The sequence below is a fragment of the Bifidobacterium sp. ESL0775 genome, assembly GCF_029395475.1.
Lineage (GTDB): Bacteria > Actinomycetota > Actinomycetes > Actinomycetales > Bifidobacteriaceae > Bifidobacterium.
In genome coordinates this window covers 183,707-203,857 of record NZ_CP113917.1, presented here as the reverse complement: position 1 = coordinate 203,857, position 20,151 = coordinate 183,707, and the positions used below count along the sequence as shown (strand labels likewise).

Annotated in this window: 10 protein-coding genes and 1 pseudogene; 5 read left to right on the top strand and 6 right to left on the bottom strand. The window is 63.2% G+C overall.

Annotated features, from left to right (window positions below; translation table 11 throughout):
* Positions 1–555: 555 nt before the first annotated feature.
* The 6 genes and pseudogenes from rsmG to rpmH all read right to left on the bottom strand — a co-directional run bounded on the left by rsmG (position 556) and on the right by rpmH (position 4,447).
* On the bottom strand, positions 556–1,242 hold the full coding sequence (gene rsmG / locus OZX73_RS00590) for a 16S rRNA (guanine(527)-N(7))-methyltransferase RsmG (RefSeq protein ID WP_277149653.1): 687 nt from the start codon (positions 1,240–1,242) through the stop codon (positions 556–558).
* 191 nt (positions 1,243–1,433) lie between these two features.
* Positions 1,434–2,108, bottom strand: a complete 675-nt coding sequence (locus OZX73_RS00585) for a R3H domain-containing nucleic acid-binding protein (protein WP_277149651.1) — start codon at positions 2,106–2,108, stop codon at positions 1,434–1,436.
* Positions 2,109–2,215: 107 nt separating this feature from the next.
* Positions 2,216–3,238, bottom strand: a complete 1,023-nt coding sequence (gene yidC / locus OZX73_RS00580; RefSeq protein ID WP_277149649.1) for a membrane protein insertase YidC — start codon at positions 3,236–3,238, stop codon at positions 2,216–2,218.
* Entirely contained in the window at positions 3,238–3,528 is a 291-nt protein-coding gene (yidD, locus tag OZX73_RS00575; protein WP_277150863.1) for a membrane protein insertion efficiency factor YidD, read from the bottom strand. The genes yidC and yidD overlap by 1 nt, the downstream gene beginning before the upstream one ends.
* Before the next feature lie 320 nt (positions 3,529–3,848).
* A pseudogene (rnpA, locus tag OZX73_RS00570) lies at positions 3,849–4,295 on the bottom strand (ribonuclease P protein component); the annotation flags it as partial.
* A gap of 17 nt (positions 4,296–4,312) precedes the next feature.
* Positions 4,313–4,447: a 50S ribosomal protein L34 gene (rpmH, locus tag OZX73_RS00565; protein WP_277149647.1), complete on the bottom strand. Its 135-nt coding sequence runs from the start codon at positions 4,445–4,447 to the stop codon at positions 4,313–4,315.
* A 389-nt stretch (positions 4,448–4,836) separates the two neighbouring features.
* Here rpmH and OZX73_RS00560 point away from each other — a divergent pair, with 389 nt between their 5' ends.
* From OZX73_RS00560 to OZX73_RS00540, 5 genes are all read left to right on the top strand, one after another.
* Positions 4,837–5,013, top strand: coding sequence for a hypothetical protein (locus OZX73_RS00560; RefSeq protein ID WP_277149645.1), 177 nt, complete (start codon positions 4,837–4,839; stop codon positions 5,011–5,013).
* Positions 5,014–5,026: 13 nt separating this feature from the next.
* The gene (locus OZX73_RS00555; RefSeq protein ID WP_277149643.1) at positions 5,027–5,299 is read left to right on the top strand and encodes a hypothetical protein; all 273 of its coding nucleotides are present in this window, start codon (positions 5,027–5,029) and stop codon (positions 5,297–5,299) included.
* A 1,049-nt stretch (positions 5,300–6,348) separates the two neighbouring features.
* Complete coding sequence (locus tag OZX73_RS00550; RefSeq protein ID WP_277149641.1) at positions 6,349–12,102, top strand: leucine-rich repeat protein; 5,754 nt, start codon at positions 6,349–6,351, stop codon at positions 12,100–12,102.
* A gap of 531 nt (positions 12,103–12,633) precedes the next feature.
* The gene (locus OZX73_RS00545) at positions 12,634–14,301 is read left to right on the top strand and encodes an ATP-binding protein (RefSeq protein WP_277149639.1); all 1,668 of its coding nucleotides are present in this window, start codon (positions 12,634–12,636) and stop codon (positions 14,299–14,301) included.
* A 426-nt stretch (positions 14,302–14,727) separates the two neighbouring features.
* Positions 14,728–20,136: a BspA family leucine-rich repeat surface protein gene (locus OZX73_RS00540; RefSeq protein WP_277149637.1), complete on the top strand. Its 5,409-nt coding sequence runs from the start codon at positions 14,728–14,730 to the stop codon at positions 20,134–20,136.
* Positions 20,137–20,151 lie beyond the last annotated feature (15 nt).

Here is a 20,151-nt window from a genome sequence, read left to right as displayed (position 1 = left end):
TTTCAGAAGTCTGGAAATGTGGATAAGTCTGCGATCCTACCAACATTGCAAAGAAATCGATCAACATCTTTTCATACGAAAAATTTAACAACTTGACCGGTACGAAATTGAGAATGTTTCACGTGAAACAATCTGCATGCTGAATGAGATAAGCCAATCAATTAATATTGAATTCTATAATGGGATGTTTCACGTGAAACATTATTGAGGGCCAAATCATCAATCGTTCAAATGTAAATTGCTATTGAACGACCAACTAAATCGGAGTGAGTCGAGTTCAAGGTGAAAATTGATTGTTTCACATGAAACAATTCATGCAATTGGCTTATCAGCAACATGGACAAGTTCTGAAATTTTTTTCAACGAGTGTTTCATGCAAAAACATGAAGCAATCGTGAATGATGCATCATACACAAGCGAATCGAAAAAATGAACTTCGAATCACGTCGAATCATATTCAAGGTAAAGCAAAGCTGATTGTTTCACGTGAAACAATGTGCGGTAGATAAAAGAATAGGAATGTTTCACGTGAAACATTCCTATCTCAAAGCGCAATCACTTCTTGTTGACAATGACCACATGCGTGGGTTCAAAACCTTCAGCGATGGGCGCGTCCAGAACTTCGGGATTACGGCCGCCGTTCTTCTGTATCTCCTTGGCTGCCTTGCGAACCTCAGCTGGGGCCGAACGACCCTTGAGCGCGATGAGCTGGCCACCATGGCGAACAAGCGGCAATGTCCATCCGGTTAGCTTGGTCATGGGAGCGACGGCTCGGCATGTGACCACAGAAAACGGGTGCACCTCCTTGCTATGCTTCATTTCCTTGATGTAATCCTCCGCGCGTTCGCGCACGACATTGACATTGTCCAGCTTGAGTTCTTCAACACATTCATTGAGCCAATCGACACGTCGTTCCATCGGTTCGATGAGCGTGAGTTCATGGTCTGGAAGACAAGCAGCTACTACGATGCCGGGGAAGCCACCACCACTGCCAACATCGGCCACAGTCTTGAAACGTTCATTCTCAGTTGAGGCTTCGATGAAGGGGACAATGGCCGCGCTGTTGAGGATGTGGCGTTCCCAGATGATGTCGACGTCGCGGGGACCGATGATCCCCCGCTCCTCACCTTCCTTGGCGAGCTTGTCCTTGAAAATCTGCAGTTGGTCGAAGGCCTGGCCAAAGACATCCTTGAGTACCGAGGACTGTTCCAGCTCCTCATCGGTATGCATGTGTGTATCCATCTCATCCCCTAATCACGAAGGCAACTACTAGAGAAAACCTATCAGAAACAATGTCCATTACACCAAAACCAACAAAAAGCGAATCAAAAAGCCACGGTGTTAAACCGTGGCTTTCAAATAAATATGAATATCAGATGATTCACGTTTCAGAGCCGATTACTGATCATTATGCTCAGTAACGGTCCTTATCATCATTCCTCATCGACATCGTCATCATCCACAGCATTGTCGTCTTCATCAGCGATGTCGTTGGCTTCCTCAACGTCATCATGACGGCGGCGACGAGAATCCTTAGCTTCATCACGCTCATCGACGTCGGCATCGACAATATCCTCTTCATCGACATCCTCATCGTCAAGCTCATCATCCGAATGACGGGGCTTCAGATAGATGGTGACGTAACGATGCGGTTCCTCGCCGTGCGAACGGGACTTGAGCCCTTCCTCACGGACCAAATCGTGCACGACCTTGCGCTCGAAGGAGTTCATCGGGTCGAGGTTGGCCGGTTCGCCGGTCTCGCGCACCTCGTCGATGACGTCAAGAGCCATGTCGCGCAGGTGCTGGCGGCGCTTCTTCAGATAACCGTCGACGTCAAGGATCAGCCGGGAACGGTCTCCCGTCTTCTGCTGGACGGCGAGTCTGGTCAGTAATTGTAATGCATCAACGACCTCGCCCTTGTGCCCGATGAGGTTCTTGATGTCCTCGTCGTCATCGGCCACGATCTGGACGGTCGGGCGACCGTTGCGCACGCCCATCTCGATATCGCCCTCATAGTCCGCGATATCAAGCAATCCCTCAAGATAGTCAGCCGCGATGTCAGCTTCGTCATTGAGCTGCTCCACCGTCTTTTCCTCGTCACGTGCCATAACACACTCCTTATCACCGACGTAATGTTGTCAAGTCTAAACCATACCCGGCCCCGACCGGCCAATGTAATACATAACTATCGGGACCGGATAATTCCTTACTTTTCTTACTTTTTCTTCTTGCGTTTGCGCTTGGGCTGCTCGCGCTGGAAGCCCTGCTCCTCGCGGCGCTTGACCTCTTCCTGGGCCTTCTGCAGCGCCTCCTCCTCAAGGGAGATCTGGCCGGCCTTCTCGCGCCGCTTGTTCTCCTTGGTGTGGTCGCGCTTCTTCTTCTCCTCCTCGGCGCGTGAGCCGGGGGTCGGGAAGGCGTGGACCTGCCAGAGCGAGCGCAGCATGTTGCAGATGTTGTTCGTGAGCCAGTAGACGAGCACGGCGAACGGCATGGAGACGGCCGAGAAGATGTACATCAGCGGGAAGACCCAGGTCATCGCCTGCTGCATCTTGTATTGCGAGCCCTCCATGGAGGCCGGCGGCAAGTTCTTGCGCATGTTGTTGAACTGCATGTACCACATCGCCAGGCACATCAGGAAGGTGAAGATGCCGATGATGATCTTGCCGGACGTGTCGGCCATGCCGAAGGTGTTGGAGATCTTGAGCCCGAAGAGATGGGTGTCCGCGAACTCCGCCGCGGTGGCCTTGTCGAACGCACCAAGCGTACCGCGCGAACCGTGCGCGATATAAGGAATAGCCGAAAGCATGTAGAACATGCACATGAAGACCGGGCCCTGGATGACCATGGGCAGGCAGGAACCCATCGGGTTGACCTTGTTGTCCTCGTAGAGCTTCATGGTCTCGCGGCTCATGGCCTCTTTGCTGGCCTGGTCCGTCTTGCCTTTGTATTTCTTCTGGATGTGCATCATCTTGGGCTGCAGCGCCTGCATCTTGGCCATGCCGCGCATCTGCTTGATGTACATCGGCAGGATGATGGCGTGGACGACGAGCACAAGGAAGACGATGGCGAGGATCCACGAAAGGCCCTTGGACGGCAGGCCAAGCAGGACTATGAACCTGTGGAAGCAGGACATGATCTCGCTCATCAGCCATTCGATGGGCGTGAGAATCTTGTAGACCCAACCAAACAGACCTTGGTCGAGAAGGAAGTGGTTGTAATCGGGATTGGTGAAGTGCATTAGGCCGTCTCCTTCACGTCTGAGGCCAATGGTGTCAGTCGTGGCTCTTCGTGAGCCTTGGACCAGGAAAATCTATAGAATATCGAATAACGCTGGGGCACGTCGTCGATGCCGCCGTTGCTCCAGGGCCGGCAACGCAAGAGGCGGAGCAGCGCAAGCAATCCGCCGCGTGCGGCGCCGTAGCGGCTCACCGCCTGGATCGCGTAGTTGGAGCAGGACGGGTAATACTTGCAGCAGGGCGGGTTTCCGGCGGAAATATGGACCTGGTACCAGCGCACGGCGGCGAGCATCGCACTGGCGATAGGCGAGCGGGAAGCGTTCGGGCGCGAGACGCCTGCTTTCGTATCAGCCTGCGTCTCGGCCATCTCGGCCGTAGGAGCCGTTTGGTTCGCCTTTGCTGCCATTGCGACCTTGGCAGATGCGACAGATTGCGAACGGGAACCGGAAACGCCCTGAACCAGTTGAGCTGTGGATGCGGTGATGGCGGTCATGACTGGCCGCCTTGCCGGATGGCTTGCGGACTTGCGTTTCGCTGGCCCGAGCCTGGCCGATTGACTTGCGAATTCGCGTCCTGCCACCTGCTCGAGCCTTGCAGAGCCTTGCCATCGCCCTGCGCGGCCTTGCGGCTCACCGCGGCGAACAACTCCCCCACCTGACGATCCAGTGAGGAGAAGTCCGCACGCGCGGCGCTCGGCTTGGCCCGCATCACAATGTCACAATGCTGCGGCAGGCGGTCTTCGTAAGTCCTCGCCAGAACGCGGAAACGACGCTTCACATGGTTGCGCGCGATGGCGTTACCGATGTTTTTGGACACGGCGAGCCCGAGGCGCCGCCCCGGCACGTTCTGCCGGGCCGCGTCTGCGGATACGGAAACACCCGTAGATCCCATGACCTCGCCGTTCGATTCTGCTTGTGCTGTGGCGGCATGACGGCCCTTGGCGCGTTCGCAATAAGAATCGTCGCACACCAAGAAATGCACGACGATATCCTTTTCAGTGACTTTTCTGCGACGCTTCAGCACCCGGACAAAATCGCGATGGCTTTTCAGCCGCTCCATGCCCTGCCGCGGTCTGATCAGACAGCCAGGTTCTTGCGGCCCTTGGCGCGGCGGCGGTTCAGGGCCGCGCGGCCGGCGCGGGTGCGCATGCGGGCACGGAAGCCGTGCTTCATGTGGCGACGGCGGTTGTTCGGTTGGAATGTCCTCTTCATAATATGCTCCCGGTTTGTTTTCAGCCATGCCAAGGCATGGCTCCTCATGAGTCAAGCTCTACCAAATTACTCCTACCCCTAGTCCCAAGTCAAAACACGCGCCGAATCTCGGCAAGTCAACGCACAGGTCATCCACATTCATTGTGGATAATTTTCGCGACACGCCCGGGATGTGGATAACCCCGAGCGTTCGACCACAGTACCCTGTTTTCCCTCGCTAATCGCTCTTTTTCGTGTTCACTGGACATTAACAGCGAAGTTCAGGAGCGATTTGGAATCGAGGGCAGACGGTGTTATCTTGGAACGTTCGGCCGAATGGGGTGACGTTTACCCATTCAGCCGGCAAGCACGGATACAACTTGGATGACGCAATTTACGCATGCACACACATGACAAAATACGACGAATTCCAGCATCACGGCGAATGGTATATGAAACTTACCGGCGAATATCATGGCGATCCGCTTGTCCAAACTATCGAAGTGATGATGAGAATAGCGAGGAACGGCAGGCTCATCATATTCCACGTCAATGCGGAACAAGGCAATTTCTGGGATAAAGACTGAAACGGAGACAGAGGTGTTTAAAAAAAGCAAAGAGCGCAGCAACGACGAGAAGTGGCGTTGGGATGACAGCAAAGCCATCGAATACACCGGAGAAGAAGGGCAAAAGCACGTCAACCAAATGCTGATGAGAGTCACCGGCACCACGGACATTGACGCCGCGGTACAGACGATTCTGCAGGCTCCGGAGGAGGATCCAAAGAAATTCGGCCATCATAGCAAGCCAATGCAGTTCAAGGTGCCGGCCTGGCTGCATACACGCCTTGCAAAATCGAATCCCTCGGCATAGGCCCAGCCTAGAAAGAAACCATGTTCAAGTGAATCAGACAATACAAAAAAGACCGAAAATTGCATTGAGATGACAGTAAAACCGTGAGGTACACCGGCGAGGAAGCGCAAAAAACGCCAAGGAGTTATTAATGGGCCTTACTGGCGCACCCGAGGCGGATACCACCGAGAAAATAATATTGTTGAACATGACGTACGGGGGACGCTCTCATGGCAAACCAAACGTGGAAACGGACACGGAACTATATTGTCGTTAGAAATATCCGATAGTTTTTGTGTTACAATTTACGCTGCAAGTTCTGAAGGCTGGCTATCAGGATTTGCAGGGTAATACATAAAGTGAATACCAGTAATTCTCGCAGAGAAGAGGACAAATGTCGAGCAGACTGATGTTGGACGCAAGCGAGACGGGCCTCAATGACCCCCGCTTCAAAAACAAGTTGGCTGATATCGATGACCTTATACGTTTCATAGATGGGAAAATCTCAGACCTGCAAGCTCCAAAGCATAAGCCGCGCGTCTTTGATCCCATGAATTCAGGCTCAGGCCGCAACTAACAACACAGCGCGTACGGAATGTTCCAAAAACACAGAGAAAGCACATCGTGAAAAATGCTAGCAAAATGGCAATGGGGCCAATTCGCAGAGCGATAGATGTCCACAACGACGACGGGGAATAAATCGGAGACGGGCCAACTGGCCAACACACGCCTACCCACGCGCCGTCACGCGACACGCCGGAAAAGAAGGCCCAGAAGACCGGCCAGCCGGCACCGGGTGCGGCGCCGGAAACCTCCCGGCAAACCATCTGGAACGTAAGGCGGCACAAGGCGGCAAACGTTTCGCGAGGATCCCGGCCACACCGGTGCGGGCGCCCGAAGCCGCCGACAATGCGCGAACCGCCCGCGGCCGGCCGGGTTGAAACCGGACAGGGAAACCGGTAACGTAAGCCACAGGTTGTATTCCGCGATGTATTACATCGCGGAATTACGTTTGTTGAAAAAGGTTGGTTTCCCATGGAAGTTATCCACAGTCTCGTGGCGCTCGCGTTGTGCATAACAATGACGATTTCGACCCCCCCCCGCAGGCCGGTCACCAAAATTCGTTAAACCAACCCGGTAAAACCACCACTTCCAGCCAAGCCGCACCTTCGTGGCGCGACACGAATGCGTCCGCCGCCGCGCACACTACAAAATCCGCCGTCGTACATTCCTCAACACCATCCAAGCCAGACGCCACCCGTCCTGATACCCGGCCCGCACCAAACGCCGCGCGCTCCCGGACAACGCCGTTCCCGAGCGCGAAGGCACAACCAAACAAACCCGGCAAGGCCAACGGCCACCCGTCCGCGTCCCCGACGACCCAATCCGTCATGCCGTCGCCCGCCGCGCAATCCGGCGACACATCCAAGGATGAGGCCATGCCGTCATTGCGCGTCCAGTCGGCCACACTGCCCACGACCCAGAGCCCCGTACTGGCCAAGACCGACACCACGGCACTCGCCACCGCCGAGACGACGCCCGGCCCGCAGGCAGACCCCGACACCGACGGGACAACCGGACAAACACAGGACGCGATCCCACAGGAGCCCGTCAACACAAGCGGCAGCGGCCTGCGCTCGGCGGCCGCGGGCACCGCTTCAGGCAGGCGAACGCGGCGCGGGAACACGACAACAGGCGCGGAACCGGCAGGCGCCACGGGAGTGGTGCACGCGGCCGCCGACCACGATGACACACATGCCAGCACGCCTCAGGCGCAAGGCGAGCCGGAAGCGGGCCCGCAGGACACGTGCACGGCCACCACGCCCGCCGCATGGGACACCAGCGACGTCACCTGGAACATCGACGCCACCTGCACCCTCCACCTCTCCGGTGGCACCCACACCAGCAACACCTCCGGCGCCATGCCTTGGGACACACTGAAGACCACCATCACCTCCATCCACATCGACGGCGACCTCACCCTGGACGCCGGCAGCAACAGCGGATACGTGTTCAGTGGCATGACGTCCCTGCGCTCCGTCGCCACCGGCGCCCCCGTCCACCTCAAGAACTGGGCGGCCGCCAGCATGTTCAGAGACGACACGAGCCTGGCGACCGTCGACCTGACCAACTGGTACACGACCATAGTCGGCGACGTCCATCCAGTGTTGAACTACATGTTTTACAACTGCAGCAGCCTTACCACACTGGACCTGCCCAATTTCACGTCTAGCAGCGTCGGACATTATATGTTCGATGGTTGCAGCCGTCTCACCACACTGAACCTGCACAATTTCGGAGGCGGTGGGATATATTTCCTAGACGGTTGCAACAGTCTTGTCTCGCTTGACTTATACAGCGCAGACATCAACAATTTTTCAAGCGTTGATACCTATTTCCCCGCCTCGCTACGAAAGCTGGCTATCACTGGTGCGGGGCGAAGCGGCCCCCCCTTCTCGGGACCAAATGAAGTAAATCCGTTGATGAATATAAGTAGTTCTACGTGGTGGGATGAGACAAGCGGGCTGGGCGACCACATCGACTACCTCGGCAAACTCACCGAAGAAAATAACCCGGCGTATAACCTGGCGTACCACCTGTGGACCACGAGCTCCCCCGGTTACTACGTGGACGACTCCCTGGTCCACGTGGAGTCCACCGTCGACATCGACCCAGCCGGCGGCAGCGCAAGCCCCGCCTCCTACACCCGCGACAACAAACTCACCGACCAAGCCGTAGGCGTGCCGGCCAGCATCCTCACCAACAAGCCGGGCTGCCTGTTCGACGGCTGGAAGGACCAGAACGGCAAGACCTACACCAGCTCCGACGGCGGCTACGCCTTCGCCATGCCGCAAGGCAAATACACCTACTACAGACTCACCGCCCAATGGAAACCGTTCGCGCCGTCCATAGACGCGCCACACGTGCGTAGTTCCTGGGACGGATACAGAACCTCGTTAGGGTCGTGGCTCAACGTGGGCATCAACACGGCGGCGCCGACCGGGTCGCAGACCAGCGTACGCACCGGACGCGGCGGCACCGGCACCTGCAACGCCACCAACACAACCGGCACCACATGCAGGATAAACTGGAACGACGTCGCCTCCCTCGAACCGACACCGGGGGCGACATACTCCGTGACGGCCACCACCACCGGCACCGACCCCAAAACCGGCAAACAGGTCTCGGCCCCATACACCCGCACCGGCACCCTGCCATGGATGACCGTCAAATTCTCCGCCGGCACCCTCGCCGACGGCACCCACCCAAGCGGCACACCACCCAACGACCTCACCGCCGGACTCGTCGCCGAGAATGACAGCTACATAACCACAAGCCTGCCGCGGCGCGGGGGCCTGTCCGTGCCGGACGACACCTGGTTCGACGGCTGGGCCTATTCCGACAACACCCAAGTCTCCGGCTGCCAATATGGCTCGTGCATGGTCAACTTCTCCCATGGGAACACGGACGCCAGCGGCCACATGACCGTCACCCTCACCGCCAGCTGGAAGACCATGGGGGCACCTAAAATCACCGACCTGTCAGTGGGCATGGATGGCCAGTCGGTGGAATTCGAAATCAGCGCCGGCATAGCCCCGGACGGCAGGACGACCACGGCGTCCACATCGACGGGCTGGTCATCGGCCGCCTGCACCAATGACCCCTGCACGGTTGATGTCCCCGTCTCGAGTTTCCAGACGGGGTACGGCGACACGTACACGATCACCGCGACCAGCAGGGCCACGAACCCCGACACCGGGCGGGCCATCACCAAGACCACGACGAAAAGCGGCGTGCTGGACTATTACCAGGTCTCGTTCGACAAAGGCGAGGGCGGCGGCAGCGCCCCGGGGCCTGTCTATGCGTTGATCACGACAGTCAGCGGCGGCATGACCCTCATATCGTTGCCTGGCCAGTCGGGGATGACGCCACCCTCCGGGGGGTCGTTCCGCGGATGGAGCGACACGCGCTCCGGGGTCGTCTATCCGGGATCATCGTTCGGGCTCAGCCAGGAAAAGACCACGGCCGACGGCCACCGCTACTCGTTCACCCTGACGGCCAGCTGGTACTCGTTCGAGGCCCCGGCCGTGCATGACCCGGTGGTGCACGCGAAGGCCGGCCACACGGCGACCGTCGACATCGACGTGATCTCCCAGAACATCACACGCAACAGCGAGATCACCATCGACACCGGCCGGACCGGAGGGCACGCAAACTGCTCGAACACGCCCCGCTCCAACAACACCAGCGAGTGCACGGTCACGTGGGACCTGGACAAGCTGGCCGACACGGGCCAGGGCTCGACCTACACGTACGCGATCACCACCTCGATCACCTCGATCGACCCCGGCTCCGGGCTGAACGTCACCCGCTCCCGCACCATGCGGGGCGCGTTGCCCTACATGACCGTCACGTTCGACAAGGGCACCGCCGCCGGCGCGGCCCCCGACCCGGCCTCCGCGCCGGTGGACACCGCCGACTCGACGGCGGCGCCGGCGCTGCCCGGCATGGGCTCCATGTCGCCGGCGGCCGGCTCGTACCTCTCGGCCTGGGCCAGGGGATCGGACTCGTGGCCGGCGGGCGTAAGCGACATCCCCGTCGCGAAGGGCGACGCCACCGACGCCGCCAAACACACCACCATCGCGCTCACGGCCCAGTGGAGCGCGATGGGCGCGGTCACCATCAGCGAGCCCAGGTCAAGCGTCTCGAGCAACGGGACCGAAAGCCTGAGCGTGTTTGTCACCAGCGCCGGCGCCCCGGACGGCAGCACGGCCGTGTTCGGCTCGGCGGGCCACTTGGTCTCCTGCGCATTCCGCTCGGGGGCATGCGAGTACTCCGGCCCGCTCTCCGGAGGACCGCTGGACGGCACGCCGGGCACGCCATACTCGATCAGCGCGACCGTGAACTACAAGAGCAACGGCCTGGTAATCGCCCAGCCGATATCCACCACCACGCCGAAGACAGGCACCCTCTCCTACATGACCATCAACTTCACGCCGGGAACGGGGGGCACGGGAACACCGCCAACCCCCCTGCTCGTGCTGGCCGACACCGGCAGCTACGCGGCAGTCCCCACCCTTCCCGACTCCACCGGGCTCGCCGGGCCGACCGGCACGTCGTTCTCGGGTTGGAACTCGGCCGCCGCGGACACGACATGGCCCGCCGGGCAAGCCAACATCCCCGCCAACGCGGGCACGGCCACGGGCATTGCGGGCACCATGCTCGCCAAGCACATAGCGGTGACGCTCGACGCGACATGGGTCGCCGTCCCCGGCCCCACGCACCTGGCGGCGGCCTACCACCACGCCGGGAACGGCACGGTGACCCTGTCCGGCACCGCGCAGGGCTCCGGCGGCGACATTGTCAAAGCCTGCATGACCGGAGGCAACGGCGGCGCGGACACCTGCAAGGACGCCACGAACCCACGGCCGGCGGCGGACCCGTTCACACCGGTCACCAGCGGCAACCCACGGGTCGAGTCCTTCACCCCGGATCCGACCGACCCCGGCAAGATAGCCGTCAAAGGTCACATCGACCGCGTCAACAACAACGCCAACACACGAATACAGATCGTGATATGTCCCCAAGGCGCCACGGAACCCACCGACGGGGGTCACTACGATGGAAGCTGCACCCTAGTGACCCCCATGCTCAGGCCGGACACCGCCAGGAATAACAGCGAAATGATGCGTACCAACGCGGAAGACAACGTGCCGTGGGGCGGCCACTACATCCGCGGCCACGAAAAGGACAAAGAATACACGACCAAAGACGGCGACTTCTCCGCCGGGCCGGGACTCTACGACATCTGGGCCGTGGCCAACCTCATGACCAACAGCACCCCGCTCTCGCATGCCAGCGTCTACCGCAACTACCCCTACAAAGTCGCGCAGGCGCTGCGCCCCTGGAACTGGAGCGTGTCATTCGACGCCAGCGACTACACCAGCCGCTACGGCGTCGGGGCGGAACACCACTTCACCGCCCAGCAGACCAGCGGGCAGCTCGTCAGCGGCAAGACGGACTCCATCGCCATCCTGCCCTGGCTCAAGGTCGCGTTCGCGCCCGACATGCCCGGAGGCGCCACGGCCACCGCGCCCGAACCGGCCACCGGCCTCATCGACATCGATGACGCGTCGCGGCCAGCGGATGTGACATTGGCCGGGCCCACCGAGAGCATGGAGCCCGCAGACGCCGCGTTCCAGGGCTGGAGCGCCACCGAAGGCGCCGCCACGCCCGACACCGGCATGGGCGACCCGACAAGGCGGACGGTGACGCTGAACGCCGACACCGGCGACGTGGAGATAGACACGACCCTGCACGCCGTGTGGCGCAAGCTCCACGCGCCCAGCCTCAACGCGACCGCCAACACCACCTTCTCCGGCACCACCTTCTCCGGCACCGCCACCCCATGGACCTCCAGCGAGGGCTACCAGGCGACCGCCACCGGGCTGGAGGGCCAGAGCGATAACGCGCTCGGCACACCCCAAGCCGCCACGCTCGGCGGCCCAGGCGGCTACGACGGGCACAGCGAGCACACTTGGAGCGTGACCATCCCGCTGCGGCAAGGCGGCCATTACCGCGTCACCGCGGCGGCCACCGAGGACGACGGCGCATGGCGCGGATCCAGCCGCATCGCCAGCGCAACAACCAGCAGGGACTTCAACCTGCCGAAACAACTACGCACCCTGCCGCTGACCGGCGGCACGCCTCAGCGCTTGGCCGCCATCCTCGCCCTCCTTCTGGGAGCCACGCTCCTCCTGCTCGCCGCAGCCACCAGGCTGCGCGACCGGCGGCGCGAGCAACGACAGGGACGCGCCAGATGAGACACGACCCACCTGCCGGCGCCGGCAAAGCCACTCCCGATAAGGAGGCGCGGCCACACTCACGGCGCCGTCAAGGCCACGGACGCGGCCCAAGCGAGGCGTGACTTTACACGCGGCGCTGCAAGCCACAACGGCCACACCAGCGCCAACAGCCACACCGGCCACCACCGGCGCAGCCCGGCGGCGCCACGCCACTAACACTTCCCGCCGGCCCCCACCCATGGGCCAGGCGGGAACCAACCGGGCGCCGGCACGGAAACCAAACCCAAACCAACCCCGTGCCGGCGCCCACCCCCACCTTTCCCTCCTACACCGCCAAACCGACACACAATCCGGTTGGCATCTTAGACATTTATCTTCGTCATCGACAAAATAAAAATGTCGAAGATAAATATCGAAGATGCAAATAATATCCTGTCACCCCGCAGAAAATCGCCGCACTACCAACGATGTCGAAGATGATTTCGATGACGAAGATAAATGTCTATGATAGAATGTCGATGACGAAGATAGACGACAAAGAAGGCGGCGATGGCGATCCTGAACGAGCCCTTGGCGAAAGCGGTCCGGCGGCTGCGGTCGCAGCGAACCGACGACGCGGACTACGAGGCGAAAGCCTGCGCGCACGGCCTGAGCGCCAGCGTTTGGGACACCGTGAGCTCGTTCGCCAACTCGTCCGGCGGCGTCCTGCTGCTCGGGCTGGACGAGATGAGTGGGTTCGCGCCGGCGCGTGGCTTCGACATCAACAAAACCCGCGACCAATTCGTCGAGGGCATCGGCGACGGCGGCAGCGACGGGATCAGGCTCACCAATCCGCCCACCTATCGCATGCGCCGGGAGACCCTCGACGGCCGGCAAATCCTCGCGGTGGCCATCTTCGCCAATGACATCGGCAAGAAACCTTGTTATGTGACGGCCAAAGGCATCGAAAACGGCAGCTACAAACGCATCGATGACAAGGACATCCGTCTTTCGGCCGCGGAGATATACGAATACCGGCACCAGCTCACGCCGAGTTACGCCGACATGGAGGTCGTGTCCGGCTGCGACGCCGGGGATCTGGACGACCAGCAACTGCGGCTCATTTTTGAGGCGAAGAGGAACTCCCGCGCGCTTTACGGGGCCAAGACGAAACAGCAGAAACTCGCCAGGCTCGACATCACCGATAAAAAGGGCGAGGTCCTGCTCGGCGGGCTCCTCGCGACGGGGCAGTACCCGCAACAGTTCTTCCCAAGGCTCATCATCGACGTGGCGGCCCACCCGGGCAACGCCAAATCCGAACCGGGCCCGCTGCGCTTCCTCGACCGCGCGCAATGCGACGGGCCCATTCCCGTCATGCTCAACCTGGCCCTGCAGGCGGTACGGCGCAACCTGCGCACCTACTCGCTGATCGAGGGCATCGGGCGCACCGACGAGCTCGAGATCCCCGAAGAGGTGCTGCGCGAGGTCATCGCCAACGCCGTGGTGCACCGCGAATACCACGAATATTTCCGTGGCCAGCCGGTCAGCGTCGACATCTACCCCGACCGCATCGAGGTCAGCAATCCCGGCGGACTATGGGGCGGGGCCACCACGGAGAACCTCGCGGACGGCACTTCCCGCTGCCGCAACGCCGCGCTTATCGGCTTGGTGCGCGACGCCCCGATCCCCGGCGAGGGCGCGGCGACGACCGTCGAGGGACAAGGCTCCGGCATTCCCTTTGTGCTGCGGGAGTTGGAACGGCGGGGCCTGCCCAGACCCACGTTCCGCGCCGCCGCCGACCAGTTCACCGTCATTCTGTGGCGCGGGAATCCGGCGCCTCGGGCACCGCGCCAAGGGCAATCCGAAAGTACCGGCTCCGCCACTCCTCTGACTTCTTCAAGGCAAGGGCGGCGCGGCGGCTCTTCGATGACAAGCCCCTCGACGACAGGCAAGACAAACGAAAATTCCGGAATTCCCAAGGGTCGCAAAACCCACAAAAGCGGAAGAGGCACGGCAGGCGCTCAAGGTTCGATAAGCCAAGTCAAAAAAGGCACCTTGGCCACCATCCGTGAGGCCATGCCGCCGGACACGGCCATCACCGCCAAGGAGCTTGCGCGACGAACCGGGACATCGACCAAGACCGTGCAACGCGCGCTCAAGACGCTCATCGCCGTTGGGCAGGCGCAGGCCATCGGAAAACCGAGAAGCCGCACAAGGGCGTATATCAAAATAGAGTGAACGCCGTAGCAGTGCCGGGACGGTGATCTGTCTGCCGGGGCGAAGCGTGGCCGCACCGGGCGGTGATTCGTCTGCCGCGGCCGGACGCGCGACACGCCGAGGAGGGGCCCGGAAAACCAGTCCCCGAAAGACCTGCCCCCAAGGCGCCGGGAGGGCGTCGAGACCTTCTCACGCACCCGTTGGAATGCAAGGCAATCCGCGGCGGCAAACGTTTCGAAAAGCTCCCGGCCACGCCGGAGCGGGCGCCCGGGGCCTCCGGCCGGTGAGTACGACGCTTGTGGCCGGCCGGGTTGAAACCGGACAGGGAAACCGGTAACGTAAGACACAGGTTGCGTTCCGCGATGTAATACATCGCGGAACCGTGTTTGTTATTGAAAAAGGTTGGTTTCCCATGGAAGTTATCCACAGTATCGTGGCGCTCGCGTTGTGCATAACAATGACGATTTCGACCCCCCCCCGCAAGCTGGTCACCAAAACCCGTTAACCCAACCCGGTAAAACACCCACCTCCAGCCAAACCACACCTTCGCGGCGCGACACCGACGCGTCCACGGCCGCGCACCCCACCAAGTCCGCCGTCGCACATTCCAACCCACCATCCAAGCCAAACGCGCCATCCGCGCCAGACGCCGCGCGCTCCCGGACAACGCCGTCCCCGAGCACGAAAGCACAACCCGGCAAGACCAGCAAAGTTGACAAGACTGGCGGGATCCCATCCACTCCACCAACCATCCAGGCAGACGCGGCCGTCACGCCGCTGCCCACCACGCAATCCGACGACGAGGCCACGCCACAACTGCGCATTCAGACGGCCACACTGCCCACGACACAGAGCCCCGTACTGGCCAAGACCACTGACACGGCACTTACCACCACCGAGACAACGACCGGCCCGCAGGCAGACCCCGACACCGACGGGACAACCGGACAAACACAGGACGCGATCCCGCAGGTGCCCGCCGACACAAGCGGCAGCGGCTTGCGCTCGGCGGCCGCGGGCGCCGCTTCAGGCAGGCGGACGCGGCGAGGGAACGCGGCAGCAGGCGCGGATCCCGCCGGGGCCTCGGGGGCGGTGCGCGCTGCCGCCGACCACGACGGCGCGCAGGCCGGCACGCCGCAGGCCCAAGGCGAGCTGGAGGCGGGCCCGCAGGACACGTGCCCGGCCACCACGCCCGCCGCATGGGGCACCAGCAACGTCACCTGGAACATCGACTCCACCTGCACCCTCCACCTCTCCGGCGGCACCTACACCGACGGCTGGGGCACCATACCCTGGGACTCGCTGAAAACCACCATCACCACCATCCACATCGACGGCGACCTCACCCTGGACGGCTATAGCCTCGGCACATTCAAAGGCATGACGTCCCTGCGCTCCGTCGCCCCCGGCGCCACCGTCCATCTTAAGAACGGGGCGGCCGACAGCATGTTCGAGGGCGACACGAGCCTGGCGTCCGCCGACCTGTCCAACTGGGACACCAGCGGCGCCATCTATATGGACTTCATGTTCGAGGGGTGCAGCAGCCTGACCACCGAAGGACTGAAGCTCTTCCAGTTGGACGTCGGAAATAATAAGCACTTGATGATGATGTTCGAGGGGTGCAGCAGCCTGACCTCCCTGGACCTCTCGCATTGGAACGTGGCGAACGTCCTCTCCACAGCTATGATGTTCAATGCGTGCACCCGACTCACCAGCCTCAACGTCAGCAACTGGAGCAAAGACGGCGTAATTTATATGTTCCTTGCTAGGGAATCCAATAAACTGCCATGGTCGATGCCGCCCCTGGTCACTTTGGACATGCACAACGTCGACACCGGCTGCCCCGCCGGCGCCACTTCCGGCATTGAATGCAACAGCCATGATTTCGAGGACTGTTTCCAGATACCGTCCACGGTGCGCAAGCTGGGCTTGGGCCCCAGGACCATCCTGCCGTCCGACAAGACCAGCGGCATAGCGGCCGCGACGAAGTGGTACAAGACCAGCGACTTCAACGAGACAGACACGGACTGCCTGGGCCGGTACCCCACGGCCGACGACTTCCAGCGCCAACTGGCCTCGTCGGACCCGTCGGGCTTCTACATGGCCGACCCGTACGTCCACAACCTCAGCCACGTCAACATCGACCCCAACGGGGGCACCACCAGCGTGGCGTCCTACACGGTCGACACCCACACCCGCGACTCCGGCGTGTTCACCGTGAGCGTCCCGTCGGGCATCCTGACCAACCCGGCCGGCAAGCTCTTCGACGGCTGGACCTACGGCCCCAGCAACCAGTACCAGTTCGCCGCCGCGTCCTCCACCTCCTGGAACTTCACCTCCCACGCCCGCGACACCCTCACGCTGAAAGCCAAGTGGAGGACCCCGCCGGCGACGTCGCTGTCCTTCATCAACGTCCCGCAGCGGCTGATGCCCGACGGCGGCCCGTCCGGGCCGGTCAAGTTCACGGTCCAGGACGCGGCCGCCGCCGGCTACGAGACGATAGGCGTGACGACCGGGCGCGGCGGGTCGGCCTCGTGCTCGGTCTCCGCCTCCACGAGGTACTGCAGCGTGACCATCCCGGCCGCCAGCGTGGAGCCCACGCCCGGCGTGCAGTACACCGCCACCGCCGCGACCACCACCACGGACCCCTACACCGGCCAGCGGGTCGCGACGGGCTCCGCCACCCAGCGCGGCCACCTGGCCTACGAGCACCTGACCTTCTCGCGGGGGACGGGCACCGGCACCCCGCCGCAGGACATCAAGGCCCTGATGTACAGCTACAGGACCGGCGGCACCACCTACAACCAGGCGTCCGTGACCATACCCAACCAGCAGGGGCTCACCGGGCCGGGCGGGGACACCTACCTCGACTACTGGACCTACACCAACAGCGTGATCGGCTACCAGACGATCGCCCCGGGCCCATACGACTACGTGATCGGCGACGACGCGGGCGACGGCGTGGCGCGGGCCACCCTGACGCCGCACTGGCAGGCCGTGGGGCCGGCACGCTTCGACGGCGCGACGGTGCACGCGAGGCCTGGCGACGCGCCCACCGCCGACCTCTCCTACGACATGGTCAGCAACATCGGCGTCTTCGTGGACGGGCTGACGGCCAGGCTCGACCTCGACACCCATCGCGCCGACGGCACCGACACCTGCGCGCCGACCGCGTCGGCCACCGACTGCCAGGCGACGGGCTGGCCGGCCGGCCGGCTCACCGACACCGCGCGCGGCGCGGCCGCCCGCTACCAGTACCGCGTCACCGTGACGCTCACGGTCACCAACCCGACGACCGGCCAGCGGATCGCCAAGTCCACCGACCAGACCGGGACCCTGGCCTCGATGAGGGCCACGTTCGCGCGCGGCACGACCCCGGGCGGCCCGGTGACCGGCGACGAGCCCGCCATCACCGACGACATCCTGGCCGACACCACGACCTACCCGGCCACCGCCGCGATCCCCGTGCCCGCGCGCGGCAACCTGCGCGGCCCGAACGCCTGGTTCGCCGGCTGGGCCGGCCCGGCCAGGACCTGGCAGCCCGGCACCCAGGCCGTCCCCCTCACCGAGGCCACGAGCCTGGACGGCGGCGCCCACTACACCCTCGCCCTGGCCGCCAAATGGGACACCATGGCCAACCCGTCAATCGACGACCCCACCGTGATGGCGCCCGCGGGCATCGCGCCGACCTTCTCCATGGGCGCCTCCACGGGCTGGAACGCGCCCTCGGGCTGGTCGATGAGCGTAACCTCCTCCACCACCGGCACCACCCTGCTCTCCTGCACGCAAGCCACCGCCAGCATACCCAGGTACTGCAACACCGCCACCTTCCGCCCGGTCCCCGATTTGACCAGCACGGCGCCCGGCAGCGCGTACACGGTCACCGCCACCGTCACCGCGCCCAACCCCGACGACCCCTCCGACACCCTCACCGCCACCGCCACCAAAAACAGCGTCCTGCCCTACCTCACCCTCCGCTACGCCAACGGCGGCGGCACCGGCACCCTCCCCGCCGGCGCCCAGGCCCTCATCGACAACAGCGGCGGCAGCAGCGAAACCAGCAAGAAGGCCTACCCCGACATCGCCGACCCGACCGGCCTGACCGGCCCCTCCGGGGCCGCGTTCACCGGCTGGCAGGCCGGCGGCCGCACCTGGCAGCCCGGACCCGCGCAGATGGTCCCCAAGACCGCCGGCGTCGCGGGCGGCACCGGCGAGACCGTGGTCACCCTGACGGCCACCTGGAGCACCGTCGCCAAACCCACCAACCTGGCGGCCGCCTACCACCACAACGGCGACACGGTGACCCTTTCGGGCAGCGCGATGGGCGTGGGCGGCGACACCGTCACCGCCTGCATGACCGACGGCGCCGGCGAGACCGACACCTGCCAAACCTCCCAGCCCAACCCGAGAACCGCGCCCGAACCCACGCCCGGCGGCGAGTTCACCCCCGCGTCCGGCGGCAACCCCCGCGTCGAGACGTTCAGCGTCGACCCCGCCGACGTGGGCAGCATCGCCATCACCGGCCACATCGACCGCGACACCACGTTCACCAACCCCGGCACCACCACGGCCCACGTGCGCGTCTGCCCCGCCGGCACGCCCGCGCCCGCCACCGGGGCCGTGCCCTCCGACTGCACGGACATCCTCACCTACATCCGCAGCGGCGCCACGACCGGCGCCAACGACAACGCCCCCTGGCACGGCCGCTTCATGCCCAGGCCCATGGACCAGGACCACACCACCAACGACGCCAGCTTCAAGAACGGCGACGGCTACTACGACATCTGGGCCTACGCCGCCGCCGGGCCGAACCGCACCAACATCAGCCAAATGGGCACGCCCGTCAAGGTCTACAGCCGCTACCACTACACCGCCACGCCACCGGCCGCGCCCACCACGGCCAGCTGGGACTGGAGCGTGAGCTTCCCCGCCGCCGACTACATTGACCGGTACGGCGCCGGCGGACAGCACCACTTCACCGCCCGCCAGACCAGCCAGGGCGCCGACGGCGGCAGCCAGGACCTCCAGGGCGTCCTCCCTTGGCTCAAGACCACCTACCAGCCCGACATGCCCGGCGGGACGAGCGCCACCGCGCCCGACCCCGGCGCAAGCCTCGTCGACACATCCGACACATCACGGCCCAGCGACCTGACCCTCGCCAGGCCCACCGACAGCATGGAGCCCCCGGACGCGGTGTTCCTCGGATGGTCCGCCACCGCGGGCGCCACCACGCCCGACACCGGCATGGGCGACCCCTCCAACAGAACCGTCACCCTGAGCGCGCCGGCCGGATCCCCCGAGGCCGACACGACCCTGCACGCCGTATGGCGCACACTCAACCAGCCCGCTGTCGACGCCACCACCAGCCGCGACCCAGTCAGCAAGGACGTCACGCTCACCGGAAACGCCACCCCATGGACCAGCGACGAGACCGTCGAGGCCACCGCCACAGGATTGGACGGCCAGACCGGCACCAGCGTCGGCACCCCGCAGGCGCCCACCCTGGACACGGCGGGCGCCTACGACGGCAGCACACGCCACGGCTGGACGCTCACCCTGCCCGGCACCGGCATACCCCAAGGCGGCCGCTACCGGGTGTCCGCCAGCGCGGTCGGCGACGACGGCGCCTGGCGGGGCGCCGCCCACCGCTACGCCAAAGCCACCACCACCCGGGACGTCACCATCCCCGCCGGCGCCACCATCCTGCGCGCCCTGCCGCTGACCGGAGGGCCGGCCCGGCGCCTCGCCACCCTCCTCGCCCTCCTCCTCGGCGCCACCCTCCTCCTGCTCGCCGCAGCCACCCGGCTCCGCGACAAGAGACGCGAACAACCACAAGGACAGGGATGCACCCGATGAGACGTGACGCACCCA

Bases quoted from the DNA above. Each gene is read 5' to 3' on its own strand.
- rsmG (WP_277149653.1), bottom strand. From the start codon at position 1,242: ATGGATACACACATGCATACCGATGAGGAGCTGGAACAGTCCTCGGTA.
- OZX73_RS00585 (WP_277149651.1), bottom strand. From the start codon at position 2,108: ATGGCACGTGACGAGGAAAAGACGGTGGAGCAGCTCAATGACGAAGCT.
- yidC (WP_277149649.1), bottom strand. From the start codon at position 3,238: ATGCACTTCACCAATCCCGATTACAACCACTTCCTTCTCGACCAAGGT.
- yidD (WP_277150863.1), bottom strand. From the start codon at position 3,528: ATGCTCGCCGCCGTGCGCTGGTACCAGGTCCATATTTCCGCCGGAAAC.
- rpmH (WP_277149647.1), bottom strand. From the start codon at position 4,447: ATGAAGAGGACATTCCAACCGAACAACCGCCGTCGCCACATGAAGCAC.
- OZX73_RS00560 (WP_277149645.1), top strand. From the start codon at position 4,837: ATGACAAAATACGACGAATTCCAGCATCACGGCGAATGGTATATGAAA.
- OZX73_RS00545 (WP_277149639.1), top strand. From the start codon at position 12,634: ATGGCGATCCTGAACGAGCCCTTGGCGAAAGCGGTCCGGCGGCTGCGG.